Genomic DNA, 17,116 nt, shown 5'->3' on the forward strand with positions numbered 1-17,116 from the left:
AGGGCGGCCGCTTCGAGACCGGCATGGTCGTCTGCGTCGAAAGCCTGATCTCCGAAAAGGGCTGCGAAAGCGTCAAGCTCGAAACCCAGGTGCTGATCACCGGCAAGGGGCCGGAACGGCTCGATCACTTCCCCTGGGAACTGACCGACTGAACCAGCCAGTCGACCAGGTCGATCAGCCCGGCCTTCTTCGCCTTGCTGCGCGGATAGACGAGGCAATAGCGATGGCCGAGCGAGATCGGCCGCTCGTCGAGGATAACCAGCCTGCCGGCGCGGAGATCGTCCTCCGCCATCATTCGTTGCCCGAGCGCGACGCCAAAACCGTCACGCGCCAGATCGAGCGCCAGGCTCGACTTGCCGACGCGAAAGCCGCGCGTCTCATCCGGCCGGTCGATGCCGATCTCGCCGAACCAGGCCTGCCAGGTCGGATGCGATACGAAAGTCGGCCCCCAATTGGTGTGGATCAGGTCGTCATCCGGCACGGCAGTGAGAAAATCGCTCCGCGCTCCCGGATTGCGCTGAAGATAGAAGGGGCTGCACATCGGCAGCACCTCGTCGAGCTTTAGAGGAATGATCACCATTTCGGGATAGAGGCTGGTGCCATAGGCGAACCTGAGGTCGATCTCGTTCTTGGCGAAATCGACCATGTCCTCTTCGGAGCGCAATTCGAAGCGGAAATTCGGTTTTTCGCGGATGAACGCAGCCAGCTTCGGTTCCACCCAGCGCTCGGCGACGGAGGGTAGCGCACTGATCACCAGCCGCGAGCGCGCCCGGCCGGAGACGACCTGTTCGGTAAAGGCGGAGATAGACTGTAGCGCGTCGGTGGCGCCGGAATAAATCGTCTGGCCCGCATCGGTCAGCACGATCCTGTTGTTATATCTGCGGAAAAGCTCCTTGCCGAGGAATTCCTCGAGGTTCTTCACCTGCTGGCTGACAGCGGCTGCCGAGACACCGAGTTCTTCGGCCGCAGCAACATAGCTGCCGCTACGGGCCGCAGCCTCGAAGGCCCGCAATGCATTGAGCGGCGGAAGCGAGAGCGACATGTGAAACCTGCATAAGCCAAGCTTAGCCAGAATAAGAATTTATGCCGTTGTGTAAAGCTGAAACCTGGTCAAATCTCTCTTCATCAACTGGAGGAAGAACATGCACGACTTACTCGACCTGGATCGCTATCCCCTGCATAAGCCCGGCTCTAAGGCTTGGAACGACCTCGTCGATCATTGCCGTGTCGACCTCGCCTGCGAAGGCATGTTCAATCTCGAAGGTTTCGTGCGCGACACAGCGGTGGAGAGGGCGATCGGTGAGATCAAGCCGGTGATGGACACGCTTTCCTTCGTCCACAAGCGCGCCCACAATGTCTATTTCCGCAAGGAAGTGCCCGGCCTGCCGCCGGATCATCCGGCGCTGCAGACGGTCGAGACCGTCAGCCACACGGTTTGCGCCGACCAGATCCCCGACAGCGTGCCGATCTGGGTCTACGAATGGCCGCAATTCGCCGTGTTCCTTGCCGCCTGCATGGAAAAAGACTCGCTTTTTGCCATGCGCGATCCGCTCGCCCGGGTAAACGTCATGGCCTATCGCGAGGGCGAGGCGCTGAACTGGCATTTCGACCGGTCGCAATTCACCACAACCATCTTGTTCCAGAGGCCGGAAGCGGGCGGCGATTTCCAATACCGTTCCGACCTCAGGACCGAGGCGGATCCGAACTATGACGGCGTTGCGCGCCTGCTGCAGGGCAAGGACAACGACGTCAAGACGCTGTCGCTGAAGCCGGGCACGCTCAACGTCTTCCTGGGCAAGAATACGCTGCATCGCGTCACCCCGTGCAAGGGGCCGAAGGAGCGGCTGATCGCGGTATTCTCTTATTATGAGCGCCCCGGCGTCACGTTCAGCAAGGAAGAGCAGGTGGGCTTCTACGGCCGGGCCGCCTGACCGGTGTCACGTTTCCCCTTGCGTTGCGAAGCCAGGGTCCCGATGATGATTTCCTAACGAAAGATAAACATTCCGCACTTGACATGAAGCGCGGAATGTCCGTTGAATAGGAAGCGGGAATAAATCTATACATAATAAAAAATACGGCTCGCAACGCTAACGAAAGAGGGAACCATGACAATCGATTACAAGCTGCTCGACCTTCTGCGCAAAGGCCGTAGCGAACACGACAATCACCTGATCGACGGCCTTGTCGATGGCCGTGTCAGCCGCCGCGAATTTCTGCGTTTCGGTTCCGTGCTCGGCATGTCGCTGCCGCTGCTGGGTGGCATTTCCGGCGCTGTCGGCCTTGCCGGCCTGCCGAGCCTCGCCCGCGCCCAGACCCCAGGCGGCACCATCCGTGTTGCCCAGATCGTTCCGGCCGCGGCTGTCGAGCCGGTCAAGCTCGCCGATGCCGGCGGCATTACCGTCATCAGCCAGGTCGGCGAGACGCTGGTCGTCTCCGGCAAGGACCTCGTCGCCCGGCCGCTTTTGGCCGAGAGCTGGTCGCCCAACAAGGACGGTTCGGTCTGGACCTTCAAGATCCGCAAGGGTGTGAAATTCCATGACGGCCGGCCGATGAACGCCGACGACGTCGTTGCCTCGATCAACCGCATTGCCGACCCTGCCAACGGCTCGAACGCACTCTCGGCGTTCAAGGGCGTGCTTTCCAAGGGTGGCGCCAAGAAGGTCGACGACTATACCGTCGAATTCCATCTCGACGCGCCGAACGGCAATTTCCCGTATTCGCTGTCGACCGACAACTACAACGCCGTCATCATACCGAAGGATTATGCCGGCGACTTCGAGAGTAAGATGATCGGCACCGGTCCGTTCAAGCTCGAAAAGTTCACCCCCAAGGTCGGCGCCTCCTTCGTCCGCAACGAGGATTACTGGGGCGGCAAGCCGCTGCCGGATCGCGTCGAGATGAGCTTCTACGATGACTATCAGCCGCAGATTCTCGCTCTTCAGGGCGGCCAGATCGACTTCATTCAGCAGGTGCCGATCCTGCAGGCCGCCGGCATCCTCAATGATCCGAACGTCGACATGATGGCGACGCCGTCGCTGGCCCACCAGCAGGTGCATATGCGCACCGACAAGGACCCGTTCAAGGACAAGCGTGTCCGCCAGGCGATCGCGCTGACCCTCGACCGGCCGCGCATCATCCAGGGCCTGCTCAAGGGCAAGGCGCAGGTCGGCAATGACAGCCCGTTCGGCGGCGCTTATCCCTATACCGACAAGAGCGTGCCGCAGCGCCAGAAGGACATTGCCAAGGCCAAGGAACTGATGGCCGCCGCCGGCATGGCGAACGGCTTCGAGGCCACGCTGACGACGGAAAAGTACCTGGAAATCCCTGATTATGCGGTGCTGATCCAGAACGCCGTCAAGGAGATCGGCGGCAAGATCAACCTCAACGTCATGGACCAGGGCGCTTATTATGGCGATGCCGTCCCGGGCAAGTCGCCCTGGCTCGACAGCGACATGGGCATTACCGACTATGGTCATCGCGGCGTGCCGAACGTCTATCTGTCGGCGCCGTTGCTTTCGACCGGCACCTGGAACTCGGCGCATTTCGCCAACAAGGAATATGACGGCCTGGTCGCCAACTTCGTCGCTGCCCTCGATCTCGAGGCGCAAAAGGCGGTTGCCGGCAAGATCCAGACGCTGCTGCTTGACGAAACCCCGATCATCTTCGGCTATTTCTACGACTATATGTCGGCGGCCAAGAAGGGTGCGACGGGCATCGAAGTGACGGCCATGGCCCATCTCTTCCTGCACAACGCCAAGCTTCCGGCCTGATAACATCCTCGCGTTCCGTGCCGCCCCGCGTCGTCCGGGGCGGCTCCCTTTCCTTGGAAACCGGGGGATGCACCGATTTTCTACTATTCCTTGAAGCGCTTGCTCCTGTCGCTTCTGACGCTCTTTCTCCTGAGCGTGCTGGTCTTTGCGGGCGGTCGCATGCTGCCCGGCAATGTCGGACGCGCCATGCTCGGCCCCTTCGCCGATCAGCGTGCCGTCGATGCGCTCAATCACGAAATGGGCACCGACCGGCCGCTTATCGTGCAATATACCAGCTGGGCCGGCGGCCTGTTGCAAGGTGATCTCGGCAAATCCTACGCTTACCGCGCGCCGGTGTCGCAATTCCTTTGGACCGCCACGGTCAACTCGGCAAAGCTTGCCGGCGTGGTCTTCCTGATCGTCGTGCCGCTCGGCATTCTGGGCGGCGTGATTGCGGCGCTCAACCGAGGACGTGTCGTCGACAGGTCCATAACGGTGACGGGGCTGTCGTTGACGGTTGTTCCGGAGTTCGTCTCCGGCATCGTGCTGATCCTGATCTTCGGCGTCTGGCGACACTGGTTCCCGATTTCCGCCACTTGGCCCAACAATGCCGGCTTTTTCACCCAGATCTATTACCTGATCCTGCCGGCGTTCCCGCTGGTTTTCGTGCTGTTCGGCTATATCGCCCGCATGGCCCGCGCCGGCACGATCGAGGCGCTCGATTCCGAATATACGAGAACGGCGATCCTCAAGGGCCTGACCTATCCGCAGGTCATATGGCGGCATGTGCTGAGAAACGCCCTGCTGCCGACCATCAGCGTCGTCGCGACGCAGACGGTCTACCTGATTGGCGGCCTCGTCGTCATCGAGATCGTCTTCCACTATCAGGGCATCGGCAGCCTGATCTACACGGCCGCGAACAAGAAGGATTTCCCGATGCTGCAGGCGGGCGTCATGGTGGTCGGGGCATTGTTCATGATCGCCACCACGCTCGCTGACTTGCTGCAGGCCAGCCTCAACCCGCGCATCCGCTTCGGAGGCGTCCAATGACCGAGATCACGGCCTCGACTCCGATCATTGCGGAAAAGCCGCCGACCGCCTGGGACGACTTCAAGCACAATCTTGGTCGCATCCTGCGTTCGGGCTCGTTCCTGATCGGTGCCATTATCGTGCTGTTCTGGATTTTTTGCGCCATCTTCGGCCATTCGATCGTGCCTTACGATCCCTTTGCCGACGACATGCTGAATTCGCTGCTGCCGCCCGATGGCGACCATTGGTTCGGCACCGATCAGCTTGGCCGCGACGTGTTTTCGCGCGTCATTTCCGGGGCTCGCGACATCCTTACGGTCGCGCCGCTTGCAACAATGATCAGCACCGTGCTCGGCACCGCGCTTGGCCTGGCAATGGGCTATTTCGGCGGCTGGGTGGACGAAGTCATCAGCCGTCTCGTCGATGCGGTGCTGGCGCTGCCCACGGTTATCGTCGCTCTCCTGGCACTGACGGCCCTGGGCACCTCGACCGTCACCGTGCTTTTCGTCATCGGCTTTTCCTATTCGCCGATCATCGCGCGAACCGTGCGCGCTTCGGTGCTCGCCGAGCGCAGTCTCGATTATGTCGCGGCGGCCGAGCTCAGGCGCGAGAACCGGCTCTACATTATGTTCATGGAAATCCTGCCGAACGTGATCGGGCCGATCCTGGTCGAATTCACCGTCCGCCTTGGTTATTCGATCTTCACCGTGGCGACGCTTTCCTTCATCGGCTTCGGCATTCAGCCGCCGTCGCCGGACTGGGGCCTGTCGATTGCCTCCAATTACGGCCTGATCGGCGGCGGTTACTGGTGGACCGTCGTCTTCGACGGCGTCGCCATCGCCTCACTGGTGATCGGCGTAAACCTGATGGCTGATGGCATTGCGAGTGCGCTCGATGACTGACACGAACACCCCAACCGTCAAGATCGAGAACCTCGAAGTCCAGTACCGGGTGCGCGGCAAAGGCCGCAAGGTGCTCGACAACATCAACCTCGAAATCCGCAAGGGCGAGTGTTACGGCCTGGTCGGCGAGTCCGGCTGCGGCAAGTCGACCGCCGCCTATACGGCGCTGCGCTATCTGCCGCGCAATGGCTCGGTCACCAAGGGCCGCATCCTCATCGATGGCGACGACCTGATGAAGATGAGCGAGGCGCGCCTGCGCGACATGCGCCGCCACGAGGTCGCCATGGTCTACCAGGACCCCGGCAAGGCGTTGAACCCGTCGATCCGCATCGGTGACCAGGTGGCCGAAGTCTTCGAGCTTCTCGGCGTGCCGAAAGCCGAGCGTGCAAAGAAGGTGGAGGAGGTGCTGGCCAAGGTCCGCATTGCCGATCCGCATGACGTCGTGCTGCGTTATCCGCATCAGCTTTCCGGCGGCATGCAGCAGCGCGTGGCCATTGCCATGGCGCTGGCGAGCGAGCCGTCGCTGCTCGTGCTCGACGAGCCGACCACCGGCCTCGACGCCACGGTCGAGGCGGAGGTGCTGGACCTTATCCTGCAGCTGCGCAAGGAATTGTCGACCTCGATCCTGTTCATCAGCCACAATCTCGGCGTCATCGCCACAATGTGCGACCGCGTTGGTGTCCTCTATGCCGGCCGGCTGGTGGAGGAAGGCGATACGCAAGACATCTTCCACAATCCGCGCCATCCCTACACCGTCGGGCTGCTGCGCTGCCTGCCGCAGCGCGGCCGCTCGAAGAATGTCGCGCCGCTGACCACCATTCCCGGCTTTCTGCCCAATGCAGGTTCTGTCATCCCCGGCTGCATCTATGCCGATCGCTGTCCGCTCGCCGACGATCACTGTCGCAAGGTCGAGCCGCCCTTCTACGATCTCGGTGACGGCCGCCGCAGCAAGTGCCATTATCATCAACGCGTCGGCGAATTGCAGAATATCGTCGAGCCGCCGCTGGCGACTGTCGCCGACGATTCCTCCTTCCAGCCGATCCTCGAGCTCACCAATGTCAGCAAGACCTTCGGCCGCGGCGGGGTGAATTTCCGCGCGCTGAACGATGTCTCGCTTGCCATGTACCCTGGCGAAACGCTCGGCATTGTCGGCGAATCCGGCAGCGGCAAGACGACGCTTGCCCGCAGCATCCTCGGCATCATAAAGCCTGACCCGAAAAGCCATATCCGGCTCGAGGGCAGGGAGGTCGCGCCGACGCTCGGCAAACGCTCGCGCGCCGAGGTGAAATCGCTGCAGATCGTCTTCCAGAACCCGGATTCGGCGCTTAACCGCTCGCATACGGTCAAGCGCATGATCGGCCGCACCATCGAACGGTTGACGGAACTGGCCGCCTCTGCCCGTGTCTCCCGCGTTCTCGACCTCACGCGCTCCGTCCGTCTGGCCGACCGCTATCTCAACATGCGGCCGCGCCAGCTTTCTGGCGGGCTCAAGCAGCGTGTGGCGATCGCGCGCGCCTTTGCCGGCGATCCACGGGTCCTGGTGCTCGATGAGCCGACCTCGGCGCTGGACGTCTCGGTGCAGGCCGCGATCCTCAACCTGCTGGTCGAGCTGCAGAACACCAAGCGGGTGAGYTATATCTTTATCTCGCACGACCTCGGCGTGGTGCGCTATCTCTCCGACCGTATCGCTGTCTTCTATCTCGGCCGTGTGCTGGAGATCGGCCCCGCCGAGGCGGTGTTCTCCGGTCCGCATCATCCCTATACCGAAGCCTTGCTCTCCTCGGTGCCGACGATCGAGGGCACGCCGTCGGAGCGGGTCAAACTGACAGGCGAAATCCCGAGCGCCATGAAGCCGCCAAGCGGCTGCGTCTTCCACACCCGCTGCGCCCGCAAGATCGGCAAGATCTGCGAGGAACAGGTGCCGGAGCTGCGCGATATCGAGCGTGGGCATGCGATGCGCTGCCACTTGCCGGTGGAAGAATTGCACCGCGAGGCGATTCCTCAGGCGGCGGAATAGGGCGCCAAGCCTAACGGCAGGTGGTCTCTGAAATTATTTTGCGCTGCGGGACCGTCATGCCCGTGTCGGCGAAAATTTTTCCTCAATATTAGAATATATAATTGACRGATTTAGTGTATTAACCTAAATTGCTCTCATGATCGCGATGCCAGAGGCATTCGCCGTCGTGAAAGCAATCGAAGAAGGATGCGCCGCATGACTGAACTTGCCAGTTTCGCCGCCCCAACCGGGCCATTGGGCCGGACTTCTTCATGTCTCCGCCTGTGTCGAATGTGACCCGAGCCTAACCCAACTCATCACCATCGATTTTTGATTTCCCGTCGCCAAGCAGAGATATGTCTGCGTCGTTGCGCGATGGGTCAGGAGACAGTCATGCAGAAGCATGTCGTTGAACATGCCGGAATTCCGGTTGGCATCGTCGTTCCCTTTGAGGATTACCTGCAATTCGTTGCCGTCAAATTCCAGGTTTTCGGCCTAGACGGACAGCGCTTTCGTTCGCTTCCGGATGTTCGCAGCGCGATTCAGGCGCATCTTGCAAGCGAGAAAGCTGCCGCCGCGTAGTAGATTTCAGGGAATTTCGCTAAATTCACTGGAAAACCACGAAAAATTAATCTGCTTGCCCCTAAAATGGCGTCTTCCGCGCTTCAATGCCGCTGCAAAGCAGTTTATGAAATGCATGCCGGGCGGGCAGGATTTGGTGGTCGATGCTTACGAATAAAGGTAAATATGGTCTGAAGGCGCTGATCGCACTTGCGAGCCTGCCGCCGGGCGAAACCGCGTTCAGCAACGAGATCGCAACGGCCAACAATATTCCGAAGAAATTCCTCGATACGATCCTGCTCGAACTCAGGAATGCCGGTATCGTGCGCTCGAAGAAGGGCCCGACAGGCGGCTATTCCCTGTCCAGACCGGCCTCGGAAATCCGTGTCGGCCACGCCATCCGCGTCATCGACGGTCCGCTGGCGCCAATCCGCTGCGCCAGCCGCACGGCTTACGAAGCCTGCGACGACTGCATCGATCCGGACACCTGTCTTGTGCGCCGTTCCATGACCGAGGTGCGCGACGCCGTCGCAGAAATCCTCGACAATATGAGCCTCGAGCACCTGATCGCGGACAATCCCGCGCAGCCCGAGGCCGATCTGCTTCGTCAGAAGGTCGCTTCGTAAGCGAAAACTTTCAGTCCAGCGAGAAGCTGCGATAAGCGCCATTCGCATAGATCAGCGATTGGCCCGCGCCGGAAATCGTTGCCAGTGCCCGGCCGAGAATGATCGCATGGCTATGGCGTTCGATGATTTCTTCGACCTCGCAATCGATCGCTGCCAACGCTTCCGACAGGACTGGCGCACCGCTGACCAGCGTCGTCCAGCGCGCCCCATCATAGCGTGCTGTGCCCTTGATACCGCCGATGCCGGCGAAACGGTTGGCGACATCCTGATGGTCTTCTGCGAGGATGTTGACGCAGAAATGTCCATAGCGGCTGATCACCGGCCAGGTCGACGAACTCTTGTTGATGTTGACGATCATGGTCGGCGGGTCCATCGAAAGGGCCGTTGCCGAAGTCACCGTGGCACCGGTGCGTTCGTCGCCGCGGCCTGCCGTAATCACAGAAACGCCGCCCGCCATGCTGCGCATGGCCCGTTTGACGGCCGCCGCGTCGGCATGCGGCGCGCGAATCGCACCTTCGATGGGAAACGAAGCGGCGTTCTGGACGATGGTCATGATTGTCTCCGTCTTGTCGTTCATCGATCACGTCCCGCTGGCGATGCGGGCATAGAGGCAAAGTAGTCGCAAAATCCATATTGTCAATAAAAATTATAGACAATATGTTTTGTGAATTCCTGCACGCTCTTTCGCTGAATCGAGAGAGCAGTGGCACGATTGCCGAACTTGACATATCCTCTCAATTCACGCCGAGGGAGACCATGGTGCCGACAAAAGACAGACCTTTCGCGTCGACTTTGAACCCATTCTCCGGGCGCGTCGTTGCGATCGTCGGCGGTGGGTTTACCGGCGGAGCTGTCGCCTGGCACCTCGCCTCGCACCTGCCGGCCGAAGCGGCGCGCATCGTCGTCTTCGAACCGCGCCAGAAACTCGGCGCAGGCCTGGCCTATGACACAGCCGATCCGGTGCATCGCATCAACGTTCCGGCGGTGAAGATGACCATCGATCCCGCCTTTCCGGACCATTTTGTCGACTGGGTTGAAGCCACCGACGCCGTCGCCGGCGATCCCGATGCGCGTGCCGCCGATGGCCAGCTTTATCCTCGCCGGCAGGTTTTCGGCAGTTATGTCAACGCCCAGATCCAGCCCTTTGTCGACAAGGGCCGGATCGAGCATCGGCACGGGCTCGTCTCCGCGATCGAGCGGACGAACGAGGGCTGGCGGATCACCGCCGACGGAGGCGACGCACTCGACGCCGACATCGTCGTCATCGCCACCAGCCATCCGTCGCCCGCAGCACCGAAGATGCTGGCTTCGATCCTCGAAGGCCATCCGCGTTTTGTTCCCGATCCAACCGTGCCGAACGCACTGAAATCGATCCGCGAAAGCGATTCGGTGCTGGTGGTCGGCAATGGCCTGACCTCGGCCGACGTGATCGCCTCGCTGACGGCGGATGGTCACAAGGGGCCGATCACGGCCATCTCGCGACGCGGGCTCAGATCACGCGGCCATCCGCTGAAAATCCAGGAGCAGCACGGCGATTTCATTACGCGGCCAATCCTTTCGGCACGGTTGCTTACCCGGCGAATCCGCGAGGCGATCCGCCAAGCTGCCGTCTTCGACGTCTCCTGGCATGCCGTGCTCGATGCGGTGCGAGCCCAGGCTTTCACCATCTGGCGGAACCTGCCGGTGGCCGAGCGTCGCCGCGTGGTCCGGCATCTCAGGCCGTTCTGGGACGTGCACCGGTTCCGCATCGCGCCACAGGTGGAGAACGCTATCGATGCCGCGGTTTTGACCGGCCGCCTCGAGATCCTCGCCGCCTCGGTTGCCGCTGTGTCCTATCATGAAGGCCGCATCCGGGCGGCGCTCAGGCTGGGGCATGGACGAGGCACGCGGGTGCGCGATTTCGACGCCGTCGTGGTCACCACCGGCCCGGCACATGGCGGCATCCTCGACAGTCAGCCCTTCCTGTCCCGGTTGGCATCCGAGGGTCTCATCCACGCCGATCCAGCCCGGCTTGGCATTGCCTGTGACGAGGGCTCGCGCGCACTCGATCAGGCCGATCGTCCGGTGGAAGGCCTCTATATTGCCGGCCCTCTGGCGCGGGGCACCTTCGGCGAACTCATGGGCCTGCCGCAGGTCTCCGAGCACGCCAAAGCGGTCGCAGGGCATATCATGACGTCAGTCGAAGCCGCCAATGTAGTCACCGACCAGAGGGCAAGTTCTTCCGCTGCATGAGGCGGAAGTAGATCCGCAGGCAGATCAGCCCTTAAAGCCGGTAGCCGAACTTCTCGATTTCCCAGGCATTGTGCTTCTCGACCATTGCGTTGATCTCGGGGTTGGCCTCGAAAATCTGCTGGCGGGTATACGTCTTGTCGCGGGTGCCGCCCTTGGCGTTGACGCCCTTGAATGCATCCCAGAGGCCCGCGAGAGCCGGCATCTCGCCTTCAAGCCGGCGCATGTCCTCTTCGAAATTTTCGCAGCGGATGAAGAAATCGATGACGTTTTCGCCACCAACCATGTAGTTGGCGTAATTCGTATCGAGGTAGAAGGTGTTCTTGCGGAAGAAGGGGGTGAATTTGGAAATGTCCTGCTCACCCTTGTTCCGGAAATAGAACAGCGACACCGTGCGCTCCCAGGGATTCCTGACGAGCGAAATTTTCCGGTAATCCCGCCAGACGTCAGCCGGCAGATACCACTTCGCCAGCCGCGCCGACATGTGGTTGTAGAATTTCGTCGGCGGTGTGACTCCGAACGGCTTGAATATGTCGTCGGGGTGTTTGAGGAACAGCTTGGCAAAGGCGAAATTGAAATTATGTGGCCCGGTATAGCCAAGACGCTGCCGGATTTTCTCGTCAGCCCGTGCGATCGGCGAGATAATGTCGTCTTCCGTAAGGTATTTCGAAAGCGCGATCTCGAAGGACGTGCCCGCAACCTTGCGCGGCTTCAGGAAGATCAGTTTATGCTGATGCGATACGATCATGGGCTGCTTCACATGGTCCGGCCGAAGCCTGATTGATGCTATTCCTATAAGCGGCTGCCAGGCCGGTGTAAACATAAGCAGCCCCCGGTTTCGGGAATCGCCGAAGGCCCGCCTCCACTAGCCTTGGGGTGTGTTCGTGCCGGCCAGTTTGAGGACAAGGTTTCCGAAATCCAATGGCCTTTCGGCTCGTCAAATTTTGTCTATTGATTTTATAGACAAAGGATGCATTATGGGGTTGTTAACGAATCCGCGAGGAGCGCGACGATGATGAGCATGAACGGATTTACCCTTGGCTTCTTCTTCCCCAAGCAGGATTTTGTCCGGCCCGTCAAGGATACGGCCGTCTCCGATTCCAAGGCTACTCCGTCCAAGACGTTGGTGGCGTCGCTCTGCGCAGACGATGCAGCTGACCGTCCTGCGCCTCTTTCGCTTTATGCCTATCGGTTCTTCTGAACCGTTCTACCCGGCGACATCCGGATGGCGTGCTGTTCGGGCGTAGCTTGTTCTCCCCTCCCTAGATTCCGCCCCGTTGGCGCCCGGGCCCTGACCAGGGTCCGGATTTTTTTACGTCCCTCGCAAACCGGCTTGTCTTGCTGGCGCGATCGTCCTAGCATCGATTATGACTATACATAATCGCCTGTGGGGGACATGATGAAGATCCGGTCGATACGCGCTTTCCACTCTATCCAGCCCTTCGTCGATGGCCCTTATCGCATGTCGAAGGGCCGGGTCGCGGATTGCTTCGATTCGCTCATCGTCTCCATCACATCTGATGACGGCGTCACCGGCTGGGGTGAAATGGCGCCGCTCGGCACCTTCTACTCGGCCGCCTTCGCTTCCGGCGCCCGGGCGGGCATCGCCGAGATCGCGCCGCATCTGATCGGCCTCGACCCGCGCGGGCTCGCTACGCTCGGCCGCCTGATGGACACGGTATTCAAGGGCCATCCATACATCAAATCGGCAATCGACATGGCGGCCTGCGACCTCTCCGCCCGTGCGGCCAACATGCCGCTCGTCACTTTCCTGGGCGGCCAGGAAAGCGAGACGGCGCCGGTCTATTGCGTCGTCACCCATGGCACGCCCGACAGCATGGCGGAGCATGCCGTCCGTCTGACGACTGGTGGTGTCGACCGCATCCAGGTCAAGGTCGGCGGCGATGTCCGCGGCGATATCGAACGCGTCGAGGCGGTCGCTGCGGCGGTGCCGAAAGGCACGGTGATCTTCTGCGACGCCAATGCCGGCTGGACGATGTTTCAGGCGCGCCAATTCGCCGATGCGACGCGTGACATCGACTATGTCTTCGAGCAGCCCTGCATGACCATCGACGACAACCTGTCGATCCGTAGATCCTTCGGCAAGCCGATGGTGCTCGACGAGTCGGTGCAGAGCCTCGCCGACCTCCTGGAAATCCACCACAAGGGCGCTGCTGAAGGTATCACGCTGAAAATCTCCCGCCTCGGCGGCGTCTCCAACACCCGCAAACTGCGCGACGTCGCCGTCGATCTCGGTCTCATGGTGACGGTGGAAGATACCGGCGGGGCGGAAATCGACACGGCGGCAATGGCGCATCTGTCGCTGTCAACACCGGTCGAGCGCCGGCTACACACCATCGCCTTCCATGAATGGGTGACGGTCAAGACCGCCAGGAATGCGCCGCCGACCTGGAACAACCGCATGGGCATTCCGGACGGGGCGGGGCTGGGGATCGATGTGGATGAGGGCTTGCTGGAGAAGCCGTTTGGCGTTTGGGGAGATTGAGGCGAGGGCGCTGGCCCTCAAGCTGCCAGCGCGATCTTCTCTGCCACCTTCTTCGCCTGCACGCGAATGTCCGGCACGGCAAAGATCTCGAAGAACTGCCCCACCGCCATCGGCCCCATCGCATAGGCATTGCTGACCGTCGCCCCATCGGACGAAATCAGCTCGGACTGTTGCGTCAGCGCCAGGCCGAGACCGAGCGGGTCGGCGGCGATCATGCCCTTGGCCGACATCTTCTTCAGCAGCGGCACTTTCGAGATCGAGCATTTCTCGATGCCGGTGCAGTTGATGAAACGCGCCGCTGACACTTGTTTCAACGTGCCGCTATGCCGATCCTTGTAGGCAATACGTGCCTGGCCCTGATATTCACGGATCGACTGCAGCCAGCCGGCATGCACCTCGACCTGGCCGCTCGTTTCGAGCGCATGGAAAGCCGCCGCGATCTCCGGTGCCATGCGATGGCGGTGAACGCTCCACCAGGCATTTGCATGGCGGAAGAAGCGCCGGCGCTCCTCGGCCGTTAGCTTCTGCCACACCGTTTGCGTCACCGGCCGAAGCCCGTCGATAACCGCGCGCCAGTCGGGGGCATCACGCGTCTCTCGCCGCAGGATATGCAGCATTTCGCTGAGAGCATGGCCGCCCGGCGTCAGCACCGGCTCGGTCGGATGGCTGCGCGGCACGACATGCGGAAGCGGCGTCAGTCCATGGCGCGACAGCACATGGATCTTGCCCTCATGACCCTGCCGCGTCAGCGACAGGACCTGGTCGATCATGGTGAGGCCCGAGCCGAGCATGAATATCGTCGCTTGCGGGTCGACGCGTTCGAGCCAGTTGTCGCCCCAAGCGTTGACCGAGATATGGGGACGTGCCGCGGCATCGACGGCGTCGACCGGGATCGGCAGGCCGGCCGGCGTGCCGCCCAGACAGAGAACGGTGTGGTTCGCCTCGATGCGGTGGCCATTGCCGAGATGGAAGACCTGTTCCTCAGGGTCGAGCCGCTCGCAATCGATAGCCTCGGCATCGAGAAAGGTCACGCGGGTGCGGTTGTCCTTCTGCTGCAGCGCTTTCGACAATGTATCCCGGATATAATGGCCATAAATCTTGCGCGGCACGAAGGCTTCAGGCCCGAAGGGCAGGGCTTCCGCATGAAGCCATTCGACGAGATGGTTCGGCCGGTCGGCAAACAGGCTCATGCGGGCGGCCGAGACATTCAGGCGATGACCGTCATCACTGGTCGAATAGGCCGTGCCGAGCCCGAAGCTGCGATCCGCACCCGCGATAGCGACCGACTTTTCCGGCGGCAGTTGTTCGAGCAGGTTGATGACCGTCGCCGTCGCCGAGAAACCGGCGCCGAGCACCGCCACTTCCGTTTTCGCCATCCTGGCCTCCAGCAGATTCGTCCCTTAACCGCTGGCCATGATAATGGGTTCCAAAAGAAAATCTACTTTATTTATAGAAAATATTTTTCTTAAAAAACGAAAAAAGCGTGCGGATTTTCTCATCCGCACGCTTCAATAATTCTCAAAAATATGCCGAATGCGCAAAATCGGTTCAGAAGAACGCCTGGATTCCTGTCTGTGCCCGGCCGAGGATCAGCGCATGCACGTCATGCGTTCCCTCATAGGTATTGACGGTTTCGAGGTTCTGGGCATGGCGCATGACATGGTATTCGATCTGGATGCCGTTGCCGCCATGCATGTCGCGGGCCTGGCGGGCGATGTCGAGTGCCTTGCCGCAATTATTGCGCTTGACGATCGAGATCATCTCCGGCGCCATCTTGCCCTCGTCCATCAGCCGGCCGACGCGTAAAGATCCCTGCAGGCCAAGCGTGATTTCCGTTTGCATATCGGCGAGCTTCTTCTGGAAAAGCTGCGTGCCGGCCAGCGGCTTGCCGAACTGATGGCGATCGAGGCCATATTGCCGCGCACGATGCCAGCAGTCCTCGGCGGCACCCAGCACGCCCCAGGAAATGCCGTAGCGGGCGCGATTGAGGCAGCCGAACGGTCCGGCCAGACCGGAGACGCCGGGGAGAAGCGCGTCTTCGCCCACTTCGACGCCGTCGAGCACGATCTCGCCGGTGATCGATGCGCGCAGTGACAGCTTGCCGCCGATTTTTGGCGCGCTCAGACCCTTCATGCCCTTTTCGAGGACGAAGCCGCGAATTTTGCCGTCATGCGCCTCGGACTTGGCCCAGACGACGAAGACGTCGGCGATCGGCGCATTGGAAATCCACATTTTCGATCCGCGCAGCCGATAGCCGCCCTCGATCTTTTCCGCGCGGGTCTTCATCCCGCCTGGATCGGAGCCGGCGTCCGGCTCGGTCAGGCCGAAACAGCCGATCAGTTCCCCCGAAACAAGGCCGGGCAGATATTTGTCGCGCTGCTCCTCGGAGCCATAGGTGTAGATCGGATAGATGACCAGCGACGACTGCACGCTCATCATCGAGCGATAGCCGGAATCGACCCGCTCCACTTCGCGCGCCACCAGCCCATAGGAGACATAGTTCGCGCCCGCGGCGCCATATTTCTCCGGCAGCGTCACGCCGAGCAGGCCGGCGCGGCCCATCAGGCGGAAGAGGCCCGGATCGGTCTTTTCCTCGAGATAGGCGTCCTGCACCCTGGGCTGTAGTTCGGCCTCGGCGAAAGCCTGTGCGGAATCGCGGATCATCCGCTCTTCCTCGGAAAGCTGGTCGTCGAGAAGGAAGGGGTCGTCCCAGGCGAAGGGCGCGGTTTTGTTGCTCACGGCGGCATCCTCATTGTTTCAAGCTTATAGTGTCGCTCTTCATTGCGGGAGGCAAACCATATTTACTCCCCGCGATATCAGCTTTAGGAATATCCGATGTCACTCACGCAAAGACGTCTCCTGCCATCCACCGGCGCGCTTGCGGCCTTCGATGCCGTGGCGCGGCTCGGCAGCTTTTCCGCCGCCGGCACCGAACTGTCGCTGACGCAGGGCGCGATCAGCCGCCAGATCGCGCTGCTCGAAGAGCAACTCGGCGTCCGTCTTTTCCACCGCAACGGCCGCGGCGTCGAACTGACGGAGACCGGCAAGGCTTATGCGGAAGGCATATCCGACGTCGTGCGCCGCATCCGCCAGCTTTCCCTTGATGCGATGTCGAACGCCGAGGAAAATCGCTTGAGCCTCGCCATCCTGCCGACTTTCGGTACCCGTTGGCTGATGCCGCGCATTCCGGATTTCGTCAAAAAACATCCGAAGATCATCATCAACTTCGCCACTCGCATCCAGCGCTTCGATTTCGTCGCCGAGCGTATCGACGCGGCAATCCATATCGGCCAGCCGGATTGGCCCGGGGCCGATTGCCAGTTCATGATGCATGAAGACGTTGTGCCGGTCACCAGCCCGGATTTCCTCGCCCGCAATCCGATAGGCTCGGCCGAGGCGCTGCTCGCACTGCCGCGCATAGAAATGGCCTCGCGCCCAGGCGCCTGGGAACATTGGTTCTCAAGCCTCGGCATCGAGGCGAAGCCCGGTGGCGGCATGCGCTTCGAGCAGTTTTCCAA

At 61.1% G+C, this 17,116-nt stretch carries 16 protein-coding genes; 11 read left to right on the plus strand and 5 right to left on the minus strand.

Annotation, left to right across the window (positions count from 1 at the left end):
• Nucleotides 1–124: 124 nt before the first annotated feature.
• On the minus strand, nucleotides 125–1,042 hold the full coding sequence (locus tag AC1D06_RS36870; RefSeq protein ID WP_477875832.1) for a LysR substrate-binding domain-containing protein: 918 nt from the start codon (nucleotides 1,040–1,042) through the stop codon (nucleotides 125–127).
• Between the two features lie 100 nt (nucleotides 1,043–1,142).
• Between AC1D06_RS36870 and AC1D06_RS36875 the strand changes: the two genes are divergently transcribed.
• The 7 genes from AC1D06_RS36875 to AC1D06_RS36905 all read left to right on the plus strand — a co-directional run bounded on the left by AC1D06_RS36875 (nucleotide 1,143) and on the right by AC1D06_RS36905 (nucleotide 8,863).
• Nucleotides 1,143–1,931 carry a HalD/BesD family halogenase gene (locus AC1D06_RS36875; protein ID WP_477875831.1) on the plus strand — a complete coding sequence of 263 codons (789 nt, stop codon included), beginning with the start codon at nucleotides 1,143–1,145 and terminating at the stop codon, nucleotides 1,929–1,931.
• A 174-nt stretch (nucleotides 1,932–2,105) separates the two neighbouring features.
• On the plus strand, nucleotides 2,106–3,770 hold the full coding sequence (locus AC1D06_RS36880; protein ID WP_477875830.1) for an ABC transporter substrate-binding protein: 1,665 nt from the start codon (nucleotides 2,106–2,108) through the stop codon (nucleotides 3,768–3,770).
• Between the two features lie 90 nt (nucleotides 3,771–3,860).
• Nucleotides 3,861–4,799: an ABC transporter permease gene (locus AC1D06_RS36885; RefSeq protein WP_477875829.1), complete on the plus strand. Its 939-nt coding sequence runs from the start codon at nucleotides 3,861–3,863 to the stop codon at nucleotides 4,797–4,799.
• Nucleotides 4,796–5,680: an ABC transporter permease gene (locus tag AC1D06_RS36890; protein ID WP_477875828.1), complete on the plus strand. Its 885-nt coding sequence runs from the start codon at nucleotides 4,796–4,798 to the stop codon at nucleotides 5,678–5,680. The genes AC1D06_RS36885 and AC1D06_RS36890 overlap by 4 nt, the downstream gene beginning before the upstream one ends.
• Nucleotides 5,673–7,697, plus strand: a complete 2,025-nt coding sequence (locus AC1D06_RS36895) for an ABC transporter ATP-binding protein (RefSeq protein WP_477990623.1) — start codon at nucleotides 5,673–5,675, stop codon at nucleotides 7,695–7,697. The genes AC1D06_RS36890 and AC1D06_RS36895 overlap by 8 nt, the downstream gene beginning before the upstream one ends.
• A 372-nt stretch (nucleotides 7,698–8,069) precedes the next feature.
• Nucleotides 8,070–8,258 (plus strand): hypothetical protein, encoded by a 189-nt coding sequence (locus AC1D06_RS36900; protein ID WP_477990624.1) that lies wholly within the window; start codon nucleotides 8,070–8,072, stop codon nucleotides 8,256–8,258.
• Between the two features lie 143 nt (nucleotides 8,259–8,401).
• Entirely contained in the window at nucleotides 8,402–8,863 is a 462-nt protein-coding gene (locus AC1D06_RS36905; protein ID WP_477990625.1) for an RrF2 family transcriptional regulator, read from the plus strand.
• A gap of 10 nt (nucleotides 8,864–8,873) precedes the next feature.
• On the opposite strand, the gene AC1D06_RS36910 is transcribed toward AC1D06_RS36905, so the two are convergent.
• Nucleotides 8,874–9,416: a flavin reductase family protein gene (locus AC1D06_RS36910; RefSeq protein ID WP_477990632.1), complete on the minus strand. Its 543-nt coding sequence runs from the start codon at nucleotides 9,414–9,416 to the stop codon at nucleotides 8,874–8,876.
• 203 nt (nucleotides 9,417–9,619) lie between these two features.
• On the opposite strand from AC1D06_RS36910, the gene AC1D06_RS36915 reads away from it, so the two are divergent.
• On the plus strand, nucleotides 9,620–11,095 hold the full coding sequence (locus tag AC1D06_RS36915) for an FAD/NAD(P)-binding protein (protein ID WP_477990626.1): 1,476 nt from the start codon (nucleotides 9,620–9,622) through the stop codon (nucleotides 11,093–11,095).
• 31 nt (nucleotides 11,096–11,126) lie between these two features.
• Here AC1D06_RS36915 and AC1D06_RS36920 read toward each other — a convergent pair whose 3' ends face one another.
• Nucleotides 11,127–11,840 (minus strand): sulfotransferase family 2 domain-containing protein, encoded by a 714-nt coding sequence (locus AC1D06_RS36920; protein WP_477990627.1) that lies wholly within the window; start codon nucleotides 11,838–11,840, stop codon nucleotides 11,127–11,129.
• Nucleotides 11,841–12,104: 264 nt separating this feature from the next.
• Here AC1D06_RS36920 and AC1D06_RS36925 point away from each other — a divergent pair, with 264 nt between their 5' ends.
• Together AC1D06_RS36925 and AC1D06_RS36930 are read left to right on the plus strand one after the other, a co-directional pair.
• Nucleotides 12,105–12,293 carry a hypothetical protein gene (locus tag AC1D06_RS36925; protein ID WP_477875822.1) on the plus strand — a complete coding sequence of 63 codons (189 nt, stop codon included), beginning with the start codon at nucleotides 12,105–12,107 and terminating at the stop codon, nucleotides 12,291–12,293.
• 198 nt (nucleotides 12,294–12,491) lie between these two features.
• Nucleotides 12,492–13,598, plus strand: a complete 1,107-nt coding sequence (locus AC1D06_RS36930) for a mandelate racemase/muconate lactonizing enzyme family protein (protein ID WP_477990628.1) — start codon at nucleotides 12,492–12,494, stop codon at nucleotides 13,596–13,598.
• Nucleotides 13,599–13,615: 17 nt separating this feature from the next.
• On the opposite strand, the gene AC1D06_RS36935 is transcribed toward AC1D06_RS36930, so the two are convergent.
• Together AC1D06_RS36935 and AC1D06_RS36940 are read right to left on the minus strand one after the other, a co-directional pair.
• Nucleotides 13,616–14,974 (minus strand): FAD/NAD(P)-binding protein, encoded by a 1,359-nt coding sequence (locus AC1D06_RS36935; protein ID WP_477990629.1) that lies wholly within the window; start codon nucleotides 14,972–14,974, stop codon nucleotides 13,616–13,618.
• Between the two features lie 172 nt (nucleotides 14,975–15,146).
• Nucleotides 15,147–16,337 carry an acyl-CoA dehydrogenase gene (locus AC1D06_RS36940; protein WP_477990630.1) on the minus strand — a complete coding sequence of 397 codons (1,191 nt, stop codon included), beginning with the start codon at nucleotides 16,335–16,337 and terminating at the stop codon, nucleotides 15,147–15,149.
• Between the two features lie 96 nt (nucleotides 16,338–16,433).
• On the opposite strand from AC1D06_RS36940, the gene AC1D06_RS36945 reads away from it, so the two are divergent.
• Nucleotides 16,434–17,116: LysR family transcriptional regulator (locus AC1D06_RS36945; protein WP_477990631.1), on the plus strand; the 683-nt coding region annotated here is incomplete at its 3' end.

This window comes from Rhizobium sp. P2_G2 (assembly GCF_056403555.1).